The organism is Cohaesibacter marisflavi (assembly GCF_900115225.1).
Taxonomy (GTDB): Bacteria; Pseudomonadota; Alphaproteobacteria; order Rhizobiales; family Cohaesibacteraceae; genus Cohaesibacter; species Cohaesibacter marisflavi.
Genome location: NZ_FOVR01000004.1, coordinates 238,010 through 257,107, shown reverse-complemented (window position 1 = coordinate 257,107; position 19,098 = coordinate 238,010). Strand labels below are relative to the sequence as shown.

The 19,098-nt window shown below is 54.6% G+C and carries 17 protein-coding genes; 10 read left to right on the top strand and 7 right to left on the bottom strand.

Annotation, left to right across the window (positions count from 1 at the left end; translation table 11 throughout):
* The first annotated feature begins 144 nt into the window (after positions 1-144).
* Both BM258_RS10125 and BM258_RS10120 read left to right on the top strand, forming a co-directional pair.
* Complete coding sequence (locus BM258_RS10125) at positions 145-612, top strand: DNA polymerase III subunit chi (RefSeq protein ID WP_090072202.1); 468 nt, start codon at positions 145-147, stop codon at positions 610-612.
* A gap of 186 nt (positions 613-798) precedes the next feature.
* A complete protein-coding gene (locus BM258_RS10120) occupies positions 799-1,737 on the top strand; it encodes an L-lactate dehydrogenase (RefSeq protein ID WP_090071738.1) in 939 nt (312 codons plus the stop codon).
* An 88-nt stretch (positions 1,738-1,825) separates the two neighbouring features.
* Here BM258_RS10120 and BM258_RS10115 read toward each other — a convergent pair whose 3' ends face one another.
* The 3 genes from BM258_RS10115 to BM258_RS10105 all read right to left on the bottom strand — a co-directional run bounded on the left by BM258_RS10115 (position 1,826) and on the right by BM258_RS10105 (position 5,049).
* A complete protein-coding gene (locus tag BM258_RS10115) occupies positions 1,826-2,659 on the bottom strand; it encodes an aldo/keto reductase (RefSeq protein ID WP_090071735.1) in 834 nt (277 codons plus the stop codon).
* 88 nt (positions 2,660-2,747) lie between these two features.
* Positions 2,748-3,149: a VOC family protein gene (locus tag BM258_RS10110; protein WP_090072201.1), complete on the bottom strand. Its 402-nt coding sequence runs from the start codon at positions 3,147-3,149 to the stop codon at positions 2,748-2,750.
* 19 nt (positions 3,150-3,168) lie between these two features.
* A complete protein-coding gene (locus BM258_RS10105) occupies positions 3,169-5,049 on the bottom strand; it encodes an ABC-F family ATP-binding cassette domain-containing protein (RefSeq protein WP_090071733.1) in 1,881 nt (626 codons plus the stop codon).
* Positions 5,050-5,247: 198 nt separating this feature from the next.
* On the opposite strand from BM258_RS10105, the gene BM258_RS10100 reads away from it, so the two are divergent.
* The 3 genes from BM258_RS10100 (at position 5,248) to BM258_RS10090 (ending at position 7,055) form a co-directional block, all read left to right on the top strand.
* The gene (locus BM258_RS10100) at positions 5,248-5,937 is read left to right on the top strand and encodes a glutathione S-transferase family protein (RefSeq protein ID WP_342029353.1); all 690 of its coding nucleotides are present in this window, start codon (positions 5,248-5,250) and stop codon (positions 5,935-5,937) included.
* A 194-nt stretch (positions 5,938-6,131) separates the two neighbouring features.
* Positions 6,132-6,554 carry a nucleoside-diphosphate kinase gene (gene ndk / locus BM258_RS10095; protein WP_090071731.1) on the top strand — a complete coding sequence of 141 codons (423 nt, stop codon included), beginning with the start codon at positions 6,132-6,134 and terminating at the stop codon, positions 6,552-6,554.
* Between the two features lie 183 nt (positions 6,555-6,737).
* On the top strand, positions 6,738-7,055 hold the full coding sequence (locus tag BM258_RS10090) for a hypothetical protein (RefSeq protein WP_090071729.1): 318 nt from the start codon (positions 6,738-6,740) through the stop codon (positions 7,053-7,055).
* 90 nt (positions 7,056-7,145) lie between these two features.
* Here the strand turns inward: BM258_RS10090 and purN are convergent, their stop codons facing one another.
* The gene (gene purN, locus BM258_RS10085; protein WP_090071727.1) at positions 7,146-7,808 is read right to left on the bottom strand and encodes a phosphoribosylglycinamide formyltransferase; all 663 of its coding nucleotides are present in this window, start codon (positions 7,806-7,808) and stop codon (positions 7,146-7,148) included.
* A 6-nt stretch (positions 7,809-7,814) separates the two neighbouring features.
* Positions 7,815-8,906 carry a phosphoribosylformylglycinamidine cyclo-ligase gene (gene purM, locus BM258_RS10080; RefSeq protein ID WP_090071725.1) on the bottom strand — a complete coding sequence of 364 codons (1,092 nt, stop codon included), beginning with the start codon at positions 8,904-8,906 and terminating at the stop codon, positions 7,815-7,817.
* A gap of 410 nt (positions 8,907-9,316) precedes the next feature.
* Here purM and BM258_RS10075 point away from each other — a divergent pair, with 410 nt between their 5' ends.
* The 5 genes from BM258_RS10075 to BM258_RS10055 all read left to right on the top strand — a co-directional run bounded on the left by BM258_RS10075 (position 9,317) and on the right by BM258_RS10055 (position 16,050).
* Entirely contained in the window at positions 9,317-10,429 is a 1,113-nt protein-coding gene (locus BM258_RS10075; protein ID WP_090072198.1) for an AI-2E family transporter, read from the top strand.
* A gap of 75 nt (positions 10,430-10,504) precedes the next feature.
* A complete protein-coding gene (locus BM258_RS10070) occupies positions 10,505-11,209 on the top strand; it encodes an HdaA/DnaA family protein (protein WP_090071723.1) in 705 nt (234 codons plus the stop codon).
* A gap of 340 nt (positions 11,210-11,549) precedes the next feature.
* The gene (locus BM258_RS10065) at positions 11,550-13,808 is read left to right on the top strand and encodes an RNA degradosome polyphosphate kinase (RefSeq protein ID WP_090071721.1); all 2,259 of its coding nucleotides are present in this window, start codon (positions 11,550-11,552) and stop codon (positions 13,806-13,808) included.
* Between the two features lie 19 nt (positions 13,809-13,827).
* Complete coding sequence (locus BM258_RS10060) at positions 13,828-15,318, top strand: Ppx/GppA family phosphatase (RefSeq protein WP_407062715.1); 1,491 nt, start codon at positions 13,828-13,830, stop codon at positions 15,316-15,318.
* Between the two features lie 36 nt (positions 15,319-15,354).
* Entirely contained in the window at positions 15,355-16,050 is a 696-nt protein-coding gene (locus BM258_RS10055) for a hypothetical protein (protein ID WP_090071717.1), read from the top strand.
* 70 nt (positions 16,051-16,120) lie between these two features.
* On the opposite strand, the gene BM258_RS10050 is transcribed toward BM258_RS10055, so the two are convergent.
* A complete protein-coding gene (locus tag BM258_RS10050) occupies positions 16,121-17,374 on the bottom strand; it encodes an MFS transporter (protein ID WP_090071714.1) in 1,254 nt (417 codons plus the stop codon).
* Between the two features lie 303 nt (positions 17,375-17,677).
* Positions 17,678-18,910, bottom strand: a complete 1,233-nt coding sequence (rnd, locus tag BM258_RS10045; RefSeq protein WP_090071712.1) for a ribonuclease D — start codon at positions 18,908-18,910, stop codon at positions 17,678-17,680.
* Positions 18,911-19,098: the final 188 nt, after the last annotated feature.

The window sequence follows — 19,098 nt, the reverse complement described above, 5'->3', positions numbered from 1 at the left end:
GCCGATCTTTGGCGCTTTTCAAATGAATGCAGAGGGTCTGGCCATGTCAGGCCCTTTTTCGTGGTTGCCTTTTCGTTATCTGGCTGTTGCTTGATGGGGTGTCCATGCTAGACAGGAAACAACGCTCCTGTTTGGAAATGAATGATGCCGGCCGAGATTTTCTTCTATCATCTACAAATGCAGCCTCTTGAGGCGACGTTGCCCGTGTTGCTTGAGAAGTGTCTCGAGAAGGGCTGGCGCGCATTCGTTCAGACAGGCAGTGAAGAAAGAGCCTATGTGCTCGACACGCACCTGTGGAGCTGGCGGGAAGACAGTTTTCTCGCCCATGGCTTGCATGGTTCGGCGCATGCGGAGCATCAGCCGATTCTCATTGCACCGCAGGGAGTGCCTGCCGCCAACGAGGCGCATGTGCGCTTTTTCGTCGATGGGGCAAGGCCGGAAGAAAAGCTCACCCTTCTGGAAGGGTTGGAGCGGGCGATTCTGATGTTTGACGGCTCAAGCAATGAAGCCTTGCAGGCAGCCCGTATCAGCTGGAAAGCCCTTAAGGAAGCGGGATATCCCGTCACCTACTGGCAACAGACACCAAGAGGCGGCTGGGAAAAGAAAGCCTGATATTCCAGTAAGAAAGCGGAATTTTTGCCACAATTGCGCCGTTGACTATGCGTCGCTTCTTGATGGAGCGCGCTCTGCGTGCAGAGCTGGGTGAATGGTCTAACGCATAAGTGACCTGATCCCGTGGCAGAGTGGCAGAATGTACGTTAGTATCATGGTGGACGAACCCTTTTTCAGGAGGCATGCATGAAGGTTGGAATTGTTGGTGCAGGTATGGTCGGCTCGGCAGCGGGCTATGCGATGGCCTTGCGGGGCACGGCCAGTCAGGTGGTTTTTGTCGACTACAAACCCGAATTTGCCATAGCGCAGGCCCAGGATATTGCGCATGCGACGCCTTTTGTCTCCTCAACGGTGGTTACTGCGGGCGATTATGATGCTCTTGAAGGAGCGGATATCGTGATTCTGTCTGCTGGCGTCGGGCAGAAACCCGGAGAAAGCCGCATTGATCTTCTGGCGCGCAATGCCGAGGTGTTCAAGCAGATTATCGGCAAGGTGCTGGCTGTGGCTCCGGATGCCATTCTGCTGGTTGCCTCCAACCCGGTTGACATCATGACCCAGATCGCCACTCGTCTGTCCGGCCTTCCTCCGCATCGCGTGATCGGTTCGGGCACCATGCTGGATACGGCGCGGTTCCGCCATCTGATCGGGCATCATCTGGGCATTTCGCCTCAGTCTGTCCATGCCTATGTGCTGGGCGAGCATGGAGATAGTGAGATACTTGCCTGGTCGTCTGCGCGGGCAGGGGCTTTGTCCGTCGAGGAGTTCGCAGCCAATATCAAGTTTCCGCTTACCGCCTCCGTCAAGGACAGGATCGACGATAATGTGCGCAATGCTGCCTACACAATCATCAATGGCAAGGGGGCGACGTGGTATGGCATCGGTGCCGGGCTTGAACGCATTGTGAGGGCGATCGCCAAGGATGAGAAAGCGGTGCTTTCGCTTTCAATCGTGACACCGAATGTGGAAGGGGTGCGCCATGTTGCGCTCTCTGTTCCCCGTGTTATCGGACGCAACGGCATTGAGCTGGATCTTTTGCCCGAGCTTGATGAAGCCGAACATGAAGCCTTGCGCAAGTCGGCCAGCATGCTCAAGGAAACTGTCGACGCCGTCAAATTCCACAGCTGAGGTAAAATCAGATACCAGAGCAGACAAGAGGGGCGTTGAGCCCCTTTTTCATCGTTTGCACTATTCAGCCTATACCAGTCTATGCAGCTTACAATATCGCCAGCGAGGTTGCTCTGGTTGGCGGTGGGAAGAGACGATCCAGCTCGGAAAGCGTCTCATCAGTAAGGTCGATTTCGAGCGTGCGGGCGTTTTCTTCCACATGCGCTACGGTTCCTGCCTTGGGAATGGCCACAATCCCGGATTTGCGAATAACCCAAGCCAGAGCCAGTTGAGCAGGTGTGAGATCCAGATCCGAGGCGAGTGATTTAAGCTCCGGCCTTGACAACAGCCGGGCCTGCTCAATGGGCGAATAAGCCATGATGGGCAGGCCATCTTCTTGTGATTGGGGGAGTAGATCCCATTCGATACCGCGGCGGGTGAGATTATAGAGCACCTGATTGGTCGCTACCTGTTCGCCGCCTTGCGTACTCATCAGTTCGGTCATGTCATTGGGATCGAAGTTGGAAACGCCCCAATGACGGATCTTGCCTGCCTGCTGGAGCTCTTCGAAAGCCGCAATGGTTTCTTCCAGCGGGTGAGGGCCTGGCCAATGGAGCAAATAGAGATCCAGCCGGTCTGTACCCAGACGGGAGAGGGAAGCTTTGCATGCTTCGAGTGTGCCTTCATGACTGGCATTGAAGGGCAACACCTTGGAGACGAGAAACACATCATCGCGAATGGGGGCTATGGCTTCACCCACCACGCGCTCCGACTTGCCTGATCCATACATTTCCGCTGTATCGATGAGCGTCATGCCCAACTCGACCCCGCGGCGCAAGGAGGCGACTTCATCCGCTTTGCGGGATGGATCGTCGCCCATATACCAAGTGCCTTGCCCCAATGCGGGCACAACGTCCTGATGTGCGAATGTGACTGTTTTCATGATGGTTCTCTCCCTCCGGCGCTTATGGGATGCGATCGGATCGTTGGGAGAATGTCACCATAAGTTTGCAGGTAATGCAAATGGTGGTTTAGTGGGGCGTGGAATATTCAACCAGATCCCAGAGGTTGCCATAAAGGTCTTCAAAGACCGCAACGGTGCCATAGTCTGCTTCCAGAGGCGGTCTTATGAAGGAGATGCCCCGCTCCTGATAAAGAGCATAGTCGCGCCAGAAATCGTCTGTCTCAAGGAAGAGGAACACACGGCCTCCTGCCTGATCGCCGATATAGCCTGCCTCGTGCTCATTTTTGGCGCGGGCCAGCAACAGAGATGTTTTGCCTTCTCCCTTGGGGCGTACCACGACCCAGCGTTTGTCCTGCTCGGGCTGATAGGTGTCATCAATCAGCTCGAAGCCGAGCTTTTCGGTATAAAAGGCAATCGCCTCGTCATAGTCACGCACGACAATGGCAATAAGGGACATGGATTGAGACATCATATTCGCCTTTTCTGGATCATTCCTCGATCTCTTCGGACATTTCCAGCCACTTTTCTTCCAGCTTGTCCAGCAGAGTGGCGAGGTCGGAGCGGTCCTTGGAGAGTTTTGCGCCTTTTTCAGGGAATTTGGCGAAAAGGTCCGGATCGGCAAGCATGTCATCGATCTTGCTCATGCGGTCGCGGATCTTGTCCATGTCGCGCTCTGCTGCTTGAATCTTGCGGCGCAAGGGGGCCTGCTCCTTGCGCTTTTCAGCGGCGGAACGACGTTTTTCCTGTGCCTGATTGGCCTCGTTGGCCGCCGCCTTTTCCTTTTGCGTGCTGTCTGGGCTGTTGCGAGAGCTGAGCAACAGGCGGCGATAGTCTTCCAGATCGCCATCATAGGGTTTGCAGGTGCCATCATGCACCAGCCACAGGCGATCCACGCAGGCTTCCAGCAAGTGCCGGTCATGGGAGATCAGCAACACGGCGCCTTCATAGTCGTTGATGGCATGGACCAGCGCTTCGCGGCTGTCGATATCAAGATGGTTGGTCGGTTCGTCAAGGATGAGCAGATGCGGACCATCGAAGGTGGCTAGCCCCAGCAAAAGGCGGGCCTTTTCACCTCCTGAAAGGCTCTTGGCTGCAATATCCATCTTTTCTGTGCCAAGGCCCATTTGGGCGACGCGTGCCCGCACCTTGGGTTCGGTGGCATCCGGCATCAGGGTTCGCACATGGTCATAGGCGCTGTCATTGGGGCGCAGTTCATCCAGCTGATGCTGGGCAAAGAAGGCGATCTTGAGCTTGCCCGCGCGGAAAATGGTACCGTCCTGAACGTCCAAACGGTCGGAAATCAGCTTGGCAAAGGTGGATTTGCCGTTGCCGTTGGCCCCCAGAAGCGCCAGCCGATCATCTGGGTCAATGCGCAAGTTCATATTCCTGAGGATCGGTTTGCTGTCTTCATAGCCGACAGACGCCTTCTCTAACCGAATGATCGGTGGGGCAAGGCCTTTTTCCGGATTGGGAAAATGGATCGGCTTGACGTGATCTTCCATCACCGCTGCAATGGGAGACATTTTCTCCAGCGCTTTCAGGCGGCTCTGTGCTTGCTTGGCCTTTGAGGCTTTGTAGCGGAAGCGTTCTACGAAGGCTTCCATATGTTTGCGCTGCTCTATCTGCTTGGTGCGCATCTTCTGCTGCAACTCAAGCTGCTCACGACGGGTGCGCTCAAAATTGTCATAGCCGCCGCGATAGGCAGTCAGCTTCAACTGATCGAGATGGGCGATATGGTCCACGGCCTTGTTGAGCAGGTCGCGGTCATGGCTGATGATCATCACCGTGTAAGGATAGCGGGAGATGTAATTTTCCAGCCACAGGGTACCCTCAAGGTCGAGATAGTTGGTCGGCTCGTCGAGCAACAACAAATCCGGTTCGGAAAAGAGAATGGCAGCGAGCGCGACACGCATGCGCCAGCCGCCGGAAAAATCGGCTGTGGGGCGGGCCTGCGCCTCAGCATCAAACCCCAGCCCATGCAGGATGGTTGCGGCGCGTGCTTCGGCGGAATGGGCGCCGATATCGGCAAGGCGCAGCTGGATTTCCGCAATCCGTTCCGGATCGGTTGCCGTTTCGGATTCGGCGAGCAGACGGGCGCGCTCCAGATCAGCCTTCAGGACGAATTCAAGCAGGCTTTCTTCAGACGCGGGCGCTTCCTGCGCAACCTGACCGACGCGCGCGCCTCTGCGAATCGTGGCCGTGCCGCTTTCGGGCGCGATGTCTCCGACCAGTAGCTTGAACAGGGTGGATTTGCCCGTGCCATTGCGCCCGACGAGGCCCATTTTACAGCCTTCGGGAACAACGAGCGTGGCATATTCCAGCAGTGTCCGGCCAGCGATGCGATAGGTGAGGTTATTGATATGCAGCATAATGGGTGCCTTTTGCCTTATTTCATCGTCGATGGCAATCGCTGCCGATGCAATCTCTTGGCTTGATCCTTTTTTGCAACAGTGAATACAACTGTTTCGCGTGCCTTGAGGACAAAGAGCAATTTTTTTGCAACTTGTGCTGGCCAATCTGGCTCGCTCCCTGCATTATGCGCAGCCCCGAAACCCTTTGAGGAATGTATGATGACGATCAAGCTATACGATTTGTGTACCGCAGACAGGGCCCTTCGTTTTTCTCCAGCCTGTTGGCGCACCCGCATGGCTCTGGCTCACAAGGGACTTGAGGTGGAAACGGTTGCGACGCTGTTTACCGAGATCAAGTCCATTGAGGGAGGTGGGCAGACCACTGTTCCTGTGATAGCTGATGGTGACACTGTCGTTCGGGATTCTTTTGCCATCGCTTTATATCTGGAAGATACATACCCGGATCTGCCCTCGCTGTTTGGCGGAGAAGGCGGGCAGAAGATGGCGCACTTCATTGATCGCTGGGCCAATGCCGTTGTCGACAAGCAACTGGTTCGCTTTTGTCTGCTGGATATTTACAATCGGTTGGATGAGAAGGACCAACCCTATTTCCGCACCACCCGTGAGAAACGCTTCGGCTGTGCGCTCGAAGAGGTACCGGATCATTCTCCAGACCGCCTTGACGCTTTCCGAGAAAGTCTTCTGCCCATGCGCCTTGCATTGCGCGATCAGGCATTTCTCGGTGGCGATGCTCCTCTCTATGCGGACTACAGCATTTTCGGTTCATTCCAATGGGCGCGTATGGTCTCTGACTTTGTTCTGTTAGAAGAAGATGATCCGGTTGCACAGTGGTTTGATCGTTGTTTGGATCTGTATGATGGCTTGGGGCGTAGTTCTAAAGTATAATTCACTTGTGTAGTTCTGATCTTCTTTGTGTCCAAGTGAATATAAATTCGCGTCTATTTGGTTTCGTTCGCGTTTCGGCTGGTTTTTTCTTGCGGGTGCTTTGGGGGCAGGCTATACAGCGGCGCAATGCAACCTGCTGACGCAGGGAAGAGGTGCGTCGGCTATGGTGAAGCAAAGTCAAGAGGGGAGATACCATGGCTATCGAACGCACTTTTTCCATTATCAAACCAGATGCAACAAAGCGCAATCTGACCGGCAAGATCACAGCCAAGCTGGAAGAGGCTGGATTGCGCGTCGTTGCCTCCAAGCGCATCCGTATGAGCAAAGAGCAGGCCGAAGGCTTTTATGCCGAGCATCAGGGCAAGCCATTCTTTGCGGGGCTCGTGAATTTCATGATCTCCGAACCGGTTATCGTTCAGGTTCTTGAAAGTGAGAATGCCATTCTTCTTAACCGGGAAGTGATGGGCAAGACGAATCCTGAAGAGGCCGATGAGGGAACCATCCGTAAGGAATTCGCCCTTTCCATGAGCGAGAACTCGGTCCACGGATCTGATTCACCGGAAAGCGCTGCGCGGGAAATTCAGTTCTTCTTTTCCGATGATGAGATCGTCGGATAAGCCAGACCATCTGGTTCGCTGATTCAAGCCTCCGAGCCTTGAGGGTCGGGGGCTTTTCTATATTCAGATCTGTCATTTGATGACAATTGTTTGATTTGGGCCGTAAAATTGGCCTGCCGGATTGCTCTCATGAATGGAATCAGTAAATTGGCGACATCGGTTTTACTTTTTGAGGGAATATTCATGTTCAGATTTGGAAGCGGTTACTCTGTTTTGGCTGCGGCTGCGATCTCCTTGACGATGCTTGGCGCTCCGGCCAAGGCGGATGGTTTGACCAAAGATCTTTATCGCGCGCGCGTCGTGGATTTCTGCCTGTATGATCGTTGGCCCAAGGCCAAGGATGGCGAGACGGATGGCATTCTCTCTGCTTGCAAATGTGCCGCCAAAGAGTTCGTGGATAGTCTTGAGGGCAAGGATCTTGAACGCGCTCTTAAGAGCGGCAAGCCGGGCTGGGGCCAGAAGCGTACGATTTTGAGTAACTATGCGTCCTGTAACAAATAGTTCCAAGTTGCTGATTTGAGAAATGAAAAAGCCGATGAATGGATATTTCATTCATCGGCTTTTTTGTTTGATCTGGGCAGGCTTTATGCCCTAGTGGAAGAGAAAGCGGTCTGTGGGCTGCTTGTCGTCTTCGTCTTCTTTTATGATCACGCGCATGCCATCAACGCGTGTGCGGTCGGCTGCGACCAGTGCCAGCGCGCGCGGATAGACCTTGTGCTCCATAACGAGGATGCGTGCGGCCAAGCTGTCTTCGTCGTCATCATCCAGAACCGGTACGGCGGCCTGCGTGATGATGGGGCCGGAATCCATATCGGCGCGGACGAAATGCACGGTGCAACCGGCAAGGCGGCAGCCTGTGTCGATGGCGCGCTGATGGGTATGTAGACCCTTGAAGGATGGAAGCAGCGAGGGGTGGATGTTGAGCATGCGATCATGCCACTTTTCCACGAAGCCCGGCGTCAGAATACGCATGAAACCGGCGAGCACCACCAGTTCGATGTCATTGGCTTCCAGCACGGACTGGATTTCCGCATCAAACGCCTCGCGGTCGCCCTTGAAGGGGCGATGATCGACAACGGCCGTGGCGATGCCTTCACGCGCGGCGGTTTCAAGGCCCTTGGCGTCGGCATTGTTGGCCAGCACGAGGGCGATGTCGGCGGGATAGTCTTCTGCTCTTGCGGCTTCGAGAATCGCGGTCATGTTGCTACCGCGCCCTGAAATCAGGATCGCGGTGCGCTTTTTTGCCTTGGACATGACGGCTTAGCTCCCGAAATTGATCATGCTGTCATAGACGACCGCATCGTCTTCGCGGTCTGCCAGCGTGCCCAGCTTGAAGGGGGCTTCGCCTGCTTCGCCAAGAGTGGCGATCACGGCATCTGCTTTTTCTGGCTCGGCGACGATGATCATGCCGACACCGCAGTTAAAGGTGCGCAGCATTTCCTTGTCGGCAACACCTCCCAGTTTCTGCAACCAGCCAAAGACTGGCGGAGGCGTAACTGCGGCGAGATCAAGATGGGCAGCCAGACCGTCAGGCAGGACGCGCGGGATATTTTCAGGGAAGCCGCCACCGGTGATGTGAGCCAGTGCCTTGACGCCGCCTGTTTCGCGAATGGCCTTGAGGGTGGAGCGCACATAAATGCGGGTCGGCTCCAGCAGGGCTTCGCCAATGGACTTGCCATCAGCAAAGGAAGCCGGGCTGTCAAAAGTCAGCTTGTTTGCTTCCAGAATGCGGCGCACCAGCGAGAAGCCATTGGAATGAACGCCCGATGAGGCCAGCCCGATGAGGACATCGCCTGCTTTGACATCCTTGGGCAACAGCGTGCCGCGTTCGGCAGCCCCTACGGCAAAGCCTGCCAGATCATAATCGTCCTTGGCATACATGCCGGGCATTTCGGCGGTTTCACCACCGATCAAAGCACAGTTGGCTTGCTTGCAGCCCTCGGCAATGCCTGCGATCACATCGGTCGCCGCTTCGACATCAAGTTTGCCAGTGGCAAAATAGTCAAGGAAGAACAGAGGCTCGGCGCCCTGAACAACAAGATCGTTGACGCACATGGCAACCAGATCGATGCCGACGGTGTCATGCTTGCCGGTTTCGATTGCGACTTTCAGCTTTGTGCCTACACCATCGTTGGCCGCCACCAGCACCGGGTCGGTGAAGCCTGCCGCCTTCAGGTCGAACAAGCCACCGAAGCCGCCAATTTCGGTGTCCGATCCTGACCGAGCCGTGGCCTTGACGATGGGTTTGATGGCCTTGACCAGGGCGTTGCCCGCATCAATATCCACGCCGGCATCTGCGTAGGTTAGGTTGTTTGGGGCGGAGGATTTAGATTCTTGGGTCTGATCGGACATAGTGGATCCCTGACACAAATTACGACGCGTTTTCTTTGCCCCTGAGACACACGAATTTCGCTGCAATTGCAAGCCCTCTTGCGGCTTTATGAGCGCAAAAAGCGCGGTTTTGCGATTCTGTAGCGTCATTTAGGCACGTGGATGCGTGCCAGTTGCAGGCCAAAGGGGAGAAGTTGATTGCCTGCACCTGGATGAACAGGCATGCTGAAAGCCTGTGGCTGAGCATTGGATAGGCTGTTCAATTTGTTTTTGTCATCAAAGGAACATATCCATATGCCCTTGGGTTTTGATATAAGGAGCCCGACCTCTTAAATGATTTGAGCTGACGTTGAGGGCTACATGGTCAATCGGCTTGGGGTCAATCGGCTTGGGGTCAATCGGCTTGGGGTCAAACGGCTTGGGGAATGAATATGACGTTGCAAAAACAGTTTATCGTCTGGATGTGTGCTTTTGCCGCTTTCGTGCTGTGCATTTACGTGTTCAGTGGGATCTTGCTGCCCTTTGTTGCCGGAATGGCGCTTGCCTATCTCCTCGACCCTGTAGCTGATGCCTTTCAGCGCCTTGGCATGAACCGCATGTGGGCGACCATTTCGGTGTTGATGATTTTCGTGCTGATCTTCATTCTGCTGCTGGTGCTGATTGTGCCGGCTCTGGCGCATCAGATGGCGGGTTTTAGCCAGAAAATGCCTGAATATGTTGCCTCCCTGCAGTCCATGATCAGCAATAGCACATCGGACTATATGCCCAAATTCCTCTCTAACTTTGATGCGGAGAGTCTGCAGAATAATATCAAGGATATTGTCGCGCAGGGGGCCTCATGGGCCGGTCAGTTGCTCAAGTCGGTATGGAATGGCGGGCAGGCCGTTTTGAACATGTTGGCACTGCTGGTCATTACGCCGGTGGTTGCGTTTTATCTGCTGCATGACTGGGACCGCATGGTGAATACCATCGACGGCTTCCTGCCGCGCGATCATAGAGAAACGATTCGGGATCTGTTCGATCAGATTGATGAGAGCGTTTCCGGCTTTGTGCGCGGGCAGATCTTGGTGGGGCTCATTCTGGGGACATTCTATGCCATCTGCCTTTCGCTGGTGGGCCTTAACTTCGGCCTGTTGATTGGGTTGATTGCCGGTATCATCAGTTTTGTGCCTTATGCGGGGGCAACCATCGGGCTGATCCTGTCGGGTGGTGTTGCCATTGTGCAATTCTGGCCGGATCCGATTCCCATCGGGTTGACCATTGGTGTGTTTGCTGTCGGGCAATTTCTTGAAGGCAACATCTTGCAGCCGCGGCTTGTTGGCGAGCGGGTGGGGCTGCATCCGGTGTGGCTGATGTTTGCATTGCTGGCGTTTGGATCCCTGTTCGGGTTTGTGGGCATGTTAATCGCTGTGCCGGCAGCGGCCGCGATTGGCGTTGTCGTGCGGTATATTCTTGACCAGTATGTGCATTCTCCGCTCTATCGTGGCTATCATCAGGTCCCAGCTGATGGCAATGGGGCTGGCGATGAAGCCAAACCGGAATAACAATAACAACAAGACGGGCTCCGTATCTGCGACAAGAACGGATGTCTGAAATGAAGGCTGGCGTGAGGAAATTCGATGGGTTCAGCAAAAATAAGTGATCAGATGCCCTTACAGCTCCCTCATGAAGCGGCGATGGGACGGGAAGATTTTCTGCGAGGTCCATCTAACAGGGCCGCGTTTGACATGATTGATCTGTGGCCGAACTGGCCCGCGAGTTGGTTGTTGCTGGCAGGGCCGGTTGGGGCGGGCAAGTCGCATCTTGCCAATATCTGGCAAGAGCGCAGCAACGCAATGATCGTGAATGTCGCGGATCTGAATGATGCGGACCCCACCGAGCTGGTGCAAAGCGGGGCCATCGTGGTTGAGGACGCGGACAGCCCTGAACGGGACGATACCGCCCTGTTCCATTTGCTCAATGCTGCGCGTGAAGCACGGGCTTATGTGCTGATTACCGCCCGAAACTGGCCTGAAAGCTGGGGGGTCGGTTTGCCCGATCTCATGTCCCGGTTGCGCCTGACGACACCGGTCGAGATTTACGAGCCCGATGACGAGCTGTTACGCAGCGTGCTTGTCAAACTGTTCGCGGATCGTCAGCTCTCTCCAGACCCGAGTGTGATTGAATATATTCTCATGCGCATGGAACGTTCTATTGGCGCGGCACTGGTGATTGTGGAGGCTATTGACCAGCAGGCTTTGGCGCAGCATCGCACCATAACGCGGCCGTTCGTGTCTTTGATTCTCAAGGAACTCTCAGACAAGGCTGACGGGCTCGTGCCCTAAATGGTCGGTGGCTCAAGGTCGGGTGCTTGAAGAGGATTGCTTCTCGCAGGCCTCAAACCCTCAAGCTTCCATGTTGATATCTGATCGGGCACAATATCCGCATTGTGACAAGCGTCACATAACTGCTAAGGTGTTTCTATATTCGCTGGTTCAGTGCGCCCTGAATGTCGATGCCTGATTGTTTCAGCTGTTTGAGAATGGGCGCGGAGTGTTTTCGTTTTCTCCTTGATTCCATGGCCTTGCATGAAGAAGGGGGAGACGGTAACGGCAGAACAGAAGCCGCACCCCTTGACGATGGGGCGATGCAGCTTCCTCATTCAAGAGTGACGGACGGACCTCTATGTCTGATATCAATGAAACGCATCCATATTCATCACCAGAACCTGTTGGCGCTTCTGACGCCGGTGTGCCTGTTGTTTCCGACGAACCGAGCGTGGAAATGCGTCCCAGCCAGGAAGAAATCGAAGCTTTGATGGCCAGTCCGGGGCGGTTCGTGAACCGGGAGCTTTCATGGCTCGGCTTCAACAGTCGCGTGCTGGAAGAAACCGAGAATGCGAACCATCCTTTGCTGGAGCGCCTGCGCTTTCTTTCCATTTCCGCCAGCAACCTTGATGAATTTTTCATGGTGCGTGTAGCTGGTCTGAAAGGCCAGAAGCGGGCAGGTATTACATCGATCAGTGCAGACGGTCTTGATGCCGGGCAGCAACTGGTCAAGATCAACGCAGCAGTGAATGAGCTGGTGGATCGTCAGCAAGCTTGCTTCAAGGATTTACGCCTGTTGCTTGAAGAGGAAAAGATCCTTCTGATCGAGCCGAAGGATCTGACCGATCAGGATATGCAGGTTCTGGAAAAGGCATTTCTTGAAGATATCTTCCCGGTGCTGACCCCGCTTGCGGTCGATCCGGCCCATCCGTTCCCCTTCATTCCCAATCTGGGCTTCTCGCTGGCTCTCAATCTCAAGGGCGGGCATGGCCATGGTGATCTGACGGCCATTGTCCGCATGCCCAATGCCTTGAAACGCTTTGTGACACTGCCAAGTGTTGCTGAAGCTGAAGATAGCCACCGCTGCATTCTGCTCGAGCAGGTCGTCTCGCTGTTTATCGATCGCATTTTTCCCGGCTATGAAGTGATCAATATCGGCTCTTTCCGGGTTATTCGCGACTCGGATCTGGAAATCGAGGAAGAGGCCGAAGATCTGGTACGGCATTTTGAAAGCGCGCTGAAGCGTCGTCGCAGAGGGTCGATCATTCGTCTGGAGTTGGAAACCTCGACAGATGAAGACCTGCGTAATTTCGTTGCGCATGCTGTTGATGTGGATGATGATGAGGTCGTTGATATCGATGGGCCGCTGGGCCTGAGTGATCTGTCCGAACTGGTCAAGCTGGATCGTCCAGAGCTCAAGTTCAAGAGCTACAATGCACGCTTCCCTGAGCGGATTCGCGAGCATAACGGCGATTGCTTCGCCGCCATCAAGGAAAAGGACATTGTTGTCCATCATCCTTATGAGAGCTTTGATGTGGTGGCGCAGTATTTGCTGCAGGCAGCTTTGGACCCTGACGTTGTTGCCATCAAACAGACGTTATATCGGACATCCAAGAATTCTCCCATCATTCGTGCGCTGATCGAGGCTGCGGAAGCAGGCAAGTCGGTGACGGCACTTGTCGAGTTGAAGGCGCGTTTTGATGAAGAGGCCAATATCGGTTGGGCGCGTGATTTGGAGCGCGCTGGTGTGCAAGTGGTATTTGGCTTTATCGAGCTGAAAACCCACGCCAAATTGTCGATGGTGGTGCGTCGCGAAGAGGGCAAGCTGGTCACCTATTGTCATATTGGCACGGGCAACTATCACCCGATCACGGCCAAGATCTACACGGATCTCAGCTTCTTCACCGCCGATGAAGAAATCGCGATGGATGTGGCCCGTGTTTTCAACTTCATCACCGGATATGCCGAACCGGACCATCTCAGGAAGTTGCTCGTTTCTCCTTACACCATGCGCAAGTCCTTGCTTGAGCATATCGAGAATGAAATCGAACATGTGCGAGCCGGGCGTCCGGGGCGCATTTGGGCTAAGGCTAATTCGCTTGTTGATCCCACCCTGATCGATGCGCTCTATCGCGCCAGTCAGGAAGGCGTGAAGATCGATCTTGTGATCCGCGGGATTTGTTGTCTCAGGCCGCAATTCCCGGGTCTGTCCGATAATATCCGGGTCAAATCGATTGTTGGACGCTTCCTTGAGCATTCGCGTATCATTTGTTTCGGTAACGGCAAGGAATTGCCAAACAAGGAAGCCATCATCTATTTCGGGTCTGCAGACCTTATGCCTCGTAATCTGGACCGTCGGTGTGAAACCTATGTTCCGGTTACCAATCCCACGATCCATGCTCAGGTTCTTGATCAGATCATGGTCGCCAATATAATGGACAATCAGCAAAGCTGGGAAATTCTGCCTGATGGATCATCGCGCCGAATTCAAGCTGCGGAGGGCGAACAGCCCTTCAACGCGCATAGCTTCTTCATGACAAACCCAAGTCTTTCAGGGCGAGGTGACTCACTAGAAAATGACTCTCCAAGGGCATTCACAGATCGAATCCAGCGATAAGAATCTGGACAAACTCACCATGCAGGGGCGGATCAGTGGATCTGTTCCTGTTGCCGTGGTTGACATCGGTTCAAACTCGGTGCGCCTCGTCATGTATGAGCGCGAGGCGCGTGCGCCTGTGCCGATGTATAATGAAAAGCATCTTTGCGGTTTGGGGCGCGGCGTCGGCGTAACCGGCAAGCTTGAGGAAAAGGCCGTGGATGCCGCTTTGGCGGCTTTGCGCCGGTTTCGTTTCCTCATGGATACTGCGGGCGTGAAGAATAAATATGTTCTGGCCACGGCCGCTGCCAGAGACGCCAGCAACGGACCGGATTTTCTGCGACAGGTGGAAGAGATTTGTGGCATTGAGGCTCTGGTGCTTTCCGGAGAGGATGAGGCGCGCAAATCGGCTCTTGGTGTTGTTTCAGCAATGCTGGACCCTTGTGGCGTGGTTGGGGATCTGGGGGGCGGAAGCCTTGAACTTGTGTCTGTTGATGGCCAGACACTGGGTGTCGGTGCCACTCATCCGCTGGGTGGTCTGCGTTTGCAGGACATGTCTGAAGGCTCTGTGAAGCAGGCCCAGAAAATAGCCAAGAATGAGCTGGTCCAATCAGAACAGCTGAAGGAACTTGAGGGCAAGACCTTTTATGCCATCGGTGGCACCTGGCGTGCCTTGGGCAAGCTGCATATGGCCTCGGTGGGCTATCCCCTGCATGTGATGCATCATTATGAAATAGATGGCGAAGAGGCTTTGGAATTCTGCCATCAATGCATTCGGGATGACATTGAAGATTTCTCCGGCATCAGTGCTGTTTCCAAATCACGACGCAGCCTGCTTCCCTATGGCGCGGCGGTGCTTCATGAAGTGATCAGGAAGGGGAAGCCCAAGCGGATCGTTTTCTCCTCTTTGGGGGTGCGTGAGGGGCATTTGTATGAGCTGCTGCCAGCAGAGATCCAGCAAGAAGATCCGTTGCTTTCTGCCTGCGAGGACCTTTGTGTGTTGCGCTCCCGCTCGCCACAATATGCCCATGAGCTGGCCGATTGGCTCGACAAGGTCTATGAGGCGCTCGAAGTTGCGGAAACCGATTATGAAAAACGTTTGCGGCGGGCTGCCTGTCTGTTGACTGATATGGGCTGGCGTGCGCATCCGGATTATCGGGGCACGCAAAGCCTTAATGTCATCGCCCATAGCACCTTCATTGGCATCGACCATCCCGGTCGGGCCTATCTGGCGATGTCGAACTATTTCCGCCATGAAGGCCTGTCCGGGGCCAAGCTTTCCGGTCGTATGCGGGAGATGAGCAATCTGCATCTGCGCACCATGGCGCAGATTACCGGGGCTGCCCAGCGGCTGGCGCATGCTGCCGTTGGCGATTTGCCGGGCGTGCTTGACCGTCTGGATATTCGTTTAGCGGATGACACGGCGGTGTTGACGCTGCCTGACGACCTCAAGATGCTGCGCCATAGCAAGCTGGAACGGCGCTTTACCAGCTTCGTCAGATTGCTAGGCTATGATGCGCAAATTGTTTGAACTCGGAGCTGATCGGGGAATGGAGTCTGTCGCTCAATGAAGGAACAAGTGGATCAAGATGCACACTGGATTGTCGTCCATGGCGTGATGGAGGAAGGGGGCGCTATTCAGCCGGTCTCCGTGGAAGCCTGTTATCGTGACAGAGCTCCTTATGGTGAGTATGTGCTGTTTGCCGCCAGTGACCCGGAAGCTATCGAAGAGGGCAAGATCTCGATCGTCGATTATGCCTATCTGGCTGAGGTCCGCGTTACTTTCGAGGAAGACTTGGTTGGTGAGGGGGCAAACAATATCGACTGGTGCTTTGATGATTTCGCCGAGCAGGGAGACCGCTTTGCAAAGGAAGTCTGGCCCAGTTGGCAGGATGTACGGCTGATCGACATCTCCGATAGCATTTTCCCGCCCGGCGCGGATTTCGTCATGGCGAAGAGCGTTCTGTCCGTTGAGGAGAATTCCGCGACATGGGTGGAAGTGACCCGCATCGAGGCTGAACAGCCTGCCGAGTTGGCTCTGACCTTCTCAAAGGTCGAGCGCAACCGGTTGCTGGAAGTCAAGGCCGTTTTGAAAGAGGATCAGTTGCCGGTGGCTCTTGTCTCCGCGCTCTGGGAACAACTGGTCGCGCGCTTCCGTGATTTGCCCTATATGCAACTGGTTGGCGCGGAGCGCATCGAGCCGGAGGATGAGGATGAAGATTTCGTCATCGATTCCATCGGAGAGGTTGCCGGCGAGGCTTGAACAAAGCTGGATAAGCTTGATAAAGACTTGCTAAGCTCGATATAGATTGGCGAAGCGCTTATTAGTTGCCTCAGAGCTGGTCATCGGGCGTGAACATGACCGGCTGATTGCGCAGCTTGCTTTGCGAGAAATGATAAAGCGCAACCATGGCCGCCGCAAAGCCTGCAAAGGCACCAACCCCAAGTGCCCATCTAGGCCCCAGGTTATCCGCAACCCATCCCACAATGGGAGCGCCAATCGGGGTGCCTCCCATGGTGATGGCAAAGCGCAGGGCCATCACGCGTCCTCGCATTTCCGGATCAGTAGAAAGCAGCATCAGCGCGTTTGATGTGTTCAGGAAGGTCATGGCCGACAGGCCGACCAGAATAAGCGTTATGGCAAACCACCAGTAACCCGGGGTCATGGCTGCAATCAGGCAGCCAAAGCCGAACATGGCTGTGCCGATGAACAGGGTCTCAAAACGCGGGCTTTCTCGCCCTGCGGCCATCAGGGCCCCCATCAGCGTACCGATAGCGGAAAAGGTCGTCAGCAGACCGTAGCCTTGCGCATCGGCATGAAACAGTTTCACGCCCATGGTGGAAATGTAGATCGGGAAATTCATGCCGAAAGTGCCTATGAGAAACAGCATGATCAGCATGACGCTCAAGTCTCTGCGCCCGAAGGCATAGCGGAAACCGTCCATGATGCCCTTGGTTGACCGGCGGGCATATACGCTCGGCTGCAGCTCGGATTTGCGTAGCAGCAGGAGCGAAAGAAGTACAGCGCCGAAAGACAAACCATTGATGATAAAGGCAGGGCCCGTATCAAAGGCGGCAATCAAAAGCCCCGCAACGGCAGGGCCGATCATGCGGGCACTGTTGAAGGAGGTCGAATTGAGGGCGACCGCGTTGGAGATATCTTTCTTGGCGACGAGTTCGCTGACGAAGGTCTGTCGGGTGGGAGCATCAAAGGCAGCAGCGCATCCGAACAGGAATGCCAGCAGATAGACATGCCACAGCTCGGCAAGCCCTGTGATGACAAGGGCGCCAAGGATCAGGGACAATGTGCCCATGATGGTCTGGGTTGCGATCATCAGTTTGCGCCGATCAAACATATCGGCCACCAGGCCGGTGATCGGGAATAGCAGTAGCTGGGGACCAAACTGGAAGGCCATGGTCATGCCCACGGCCGAGGCGCTATGGTCGGTCAATTCGGTCAGGACTAGCCAGTCCTGCGCGGTGCGTTGCATCCATGTGCCGATGTTGGAAATCAGGGCACCCGCGAACCAGAGGCGGTAGTTGTAAGTACTCAAAGAGCGGAAAACCGCTCGGAAATTCAAAGTCATCCAATAATTCCAGCAACGCTTGGCGCAGTTGACCAAGACTCGCAACAATGAGGTATTTCCCAGACTTCGAGACGATTGAGAGCCCTCGGAAGGGCGGCATTTGACGCCGCATCAAGGGCAGAATGAGGCTTGTATGATGGGACGCAAAAGCTGCATCTCGAAAGAATCCTGGACAAAATGGAAAACTTGCCCTAGATCCTGACCCGTCTTGGTACAAGTGGAACTTATTAAGAGCTCTGTCTTAAAAGGATTGGCGCGTTTTGTCCAGCATACCGGCGCAGTGAGCGCAGATATGCGCTCACATTATGATGATGTCTCTGGCTGCTTTGCCTTGCGGCTCTTGCCGGAGCGCTTGCCATTTTTGCTCTGGGCTGGCAATTCGGGTGGGTCGCATTCAATCGTACCAACACGCTTGCCTTCAAGGCGTAGAGCCATTTCGCCGCGCTTGATACGCAGTGCATATTGCCCGAACAGTTCCTTGCGCCAGCCTTTGAGCGCAGCAACATCGGCGTCGTCATCACAGGCGATCTTTTCAAGATCATCGACAGTGGCAATGACCTTGGCAGCCACACCATGACGCTCGGACACCAGCTTGAGCAACACCTTCATCAGGTCAACGGCAGCCCCTGAGCCTTCCGGCTGGTTCTTGCCTTTGGGCACATCTGGCAATTCGGTTGCCGGAATGTCAGCCACTTCATGCATCAGTTGCAAGAGGTCCTGACCGGCCTTTGAACGCTCATAGCCCTTGGAGATGGAGCGCAGCGCGGTGAGAGCTTCCGGTGTCTTTGGCTGATGGATGGCCAATTCGAAAATGGCTTCATCCTTCAGGATGCGGTTGCGGGGCACATCGCGCGATTGCGCTTCGGATTCCCGCCATGCGGCCAGCATTTTAAGGGCAGCAAACTCGCGCGGCTTGCGGATGCGCAACTTCATGCGCTTCCAGGCGTTGACAGGCGCGGTGTAATAGGTGTCCGGAGAGGTGAGAATCTTCATCTCTTCCTGAACCCATTCGCTGCGGTTCTGTTCATCCAGATTGGCATGAAGGGCGTGATAGACGTCGCGCAGATGCGTTACGTCTGCCAGAGCATATGTAAGTTGCTTTTCAGTGAGCGGACGGCGGGACCAATCGGTATAACGATGGGATTTATCAAGACGCGTGCCGGTGAGGCGCTGAACGAGCTGGTCGTAGGATATGGAATCACCAAAGCCGCACACCATGGCAGCGACCTGACTGTCAAACATGGGCGAAGGAATGAGATTACCCATATGATAGATGATTTCTATGTCCTGTCGGCCTGCATGGAAAACTTTCGTCACGTTTTCATCAGCCATCAATTCAAAGAATGGCGCAAGATCAAGCCCTTCTGCGAGCGGATCTATAAGAAACGCATCGTCAGGGGAGGCCATCTGGATGAGGCAAAGTTTCGGCCAATAGGTCGTTTCACGCAGAAATTCCGTATCTACGGTTACGTAGGGGTGCTCTGCGCATTTTTTGCAAGCGTCTGCCAGCTCGGCAGTAGTCGTGATCGTCTTCATTGGGCTCGCTTATATCGAACATTTCGTCTTTTGTCGCCAATTCTTTGCAAGGACTCGGCTGGCAATGGGGATTATTGCAGTGTGTTGCTGCAAAAAGCCACCGCTATTGGGAAAAATTGCCAATTTTCTTAACGGCGTAGACCGTCACTCTTTTGTTGCATAGCTATTGGGAGAACTTTTGTTTGGAA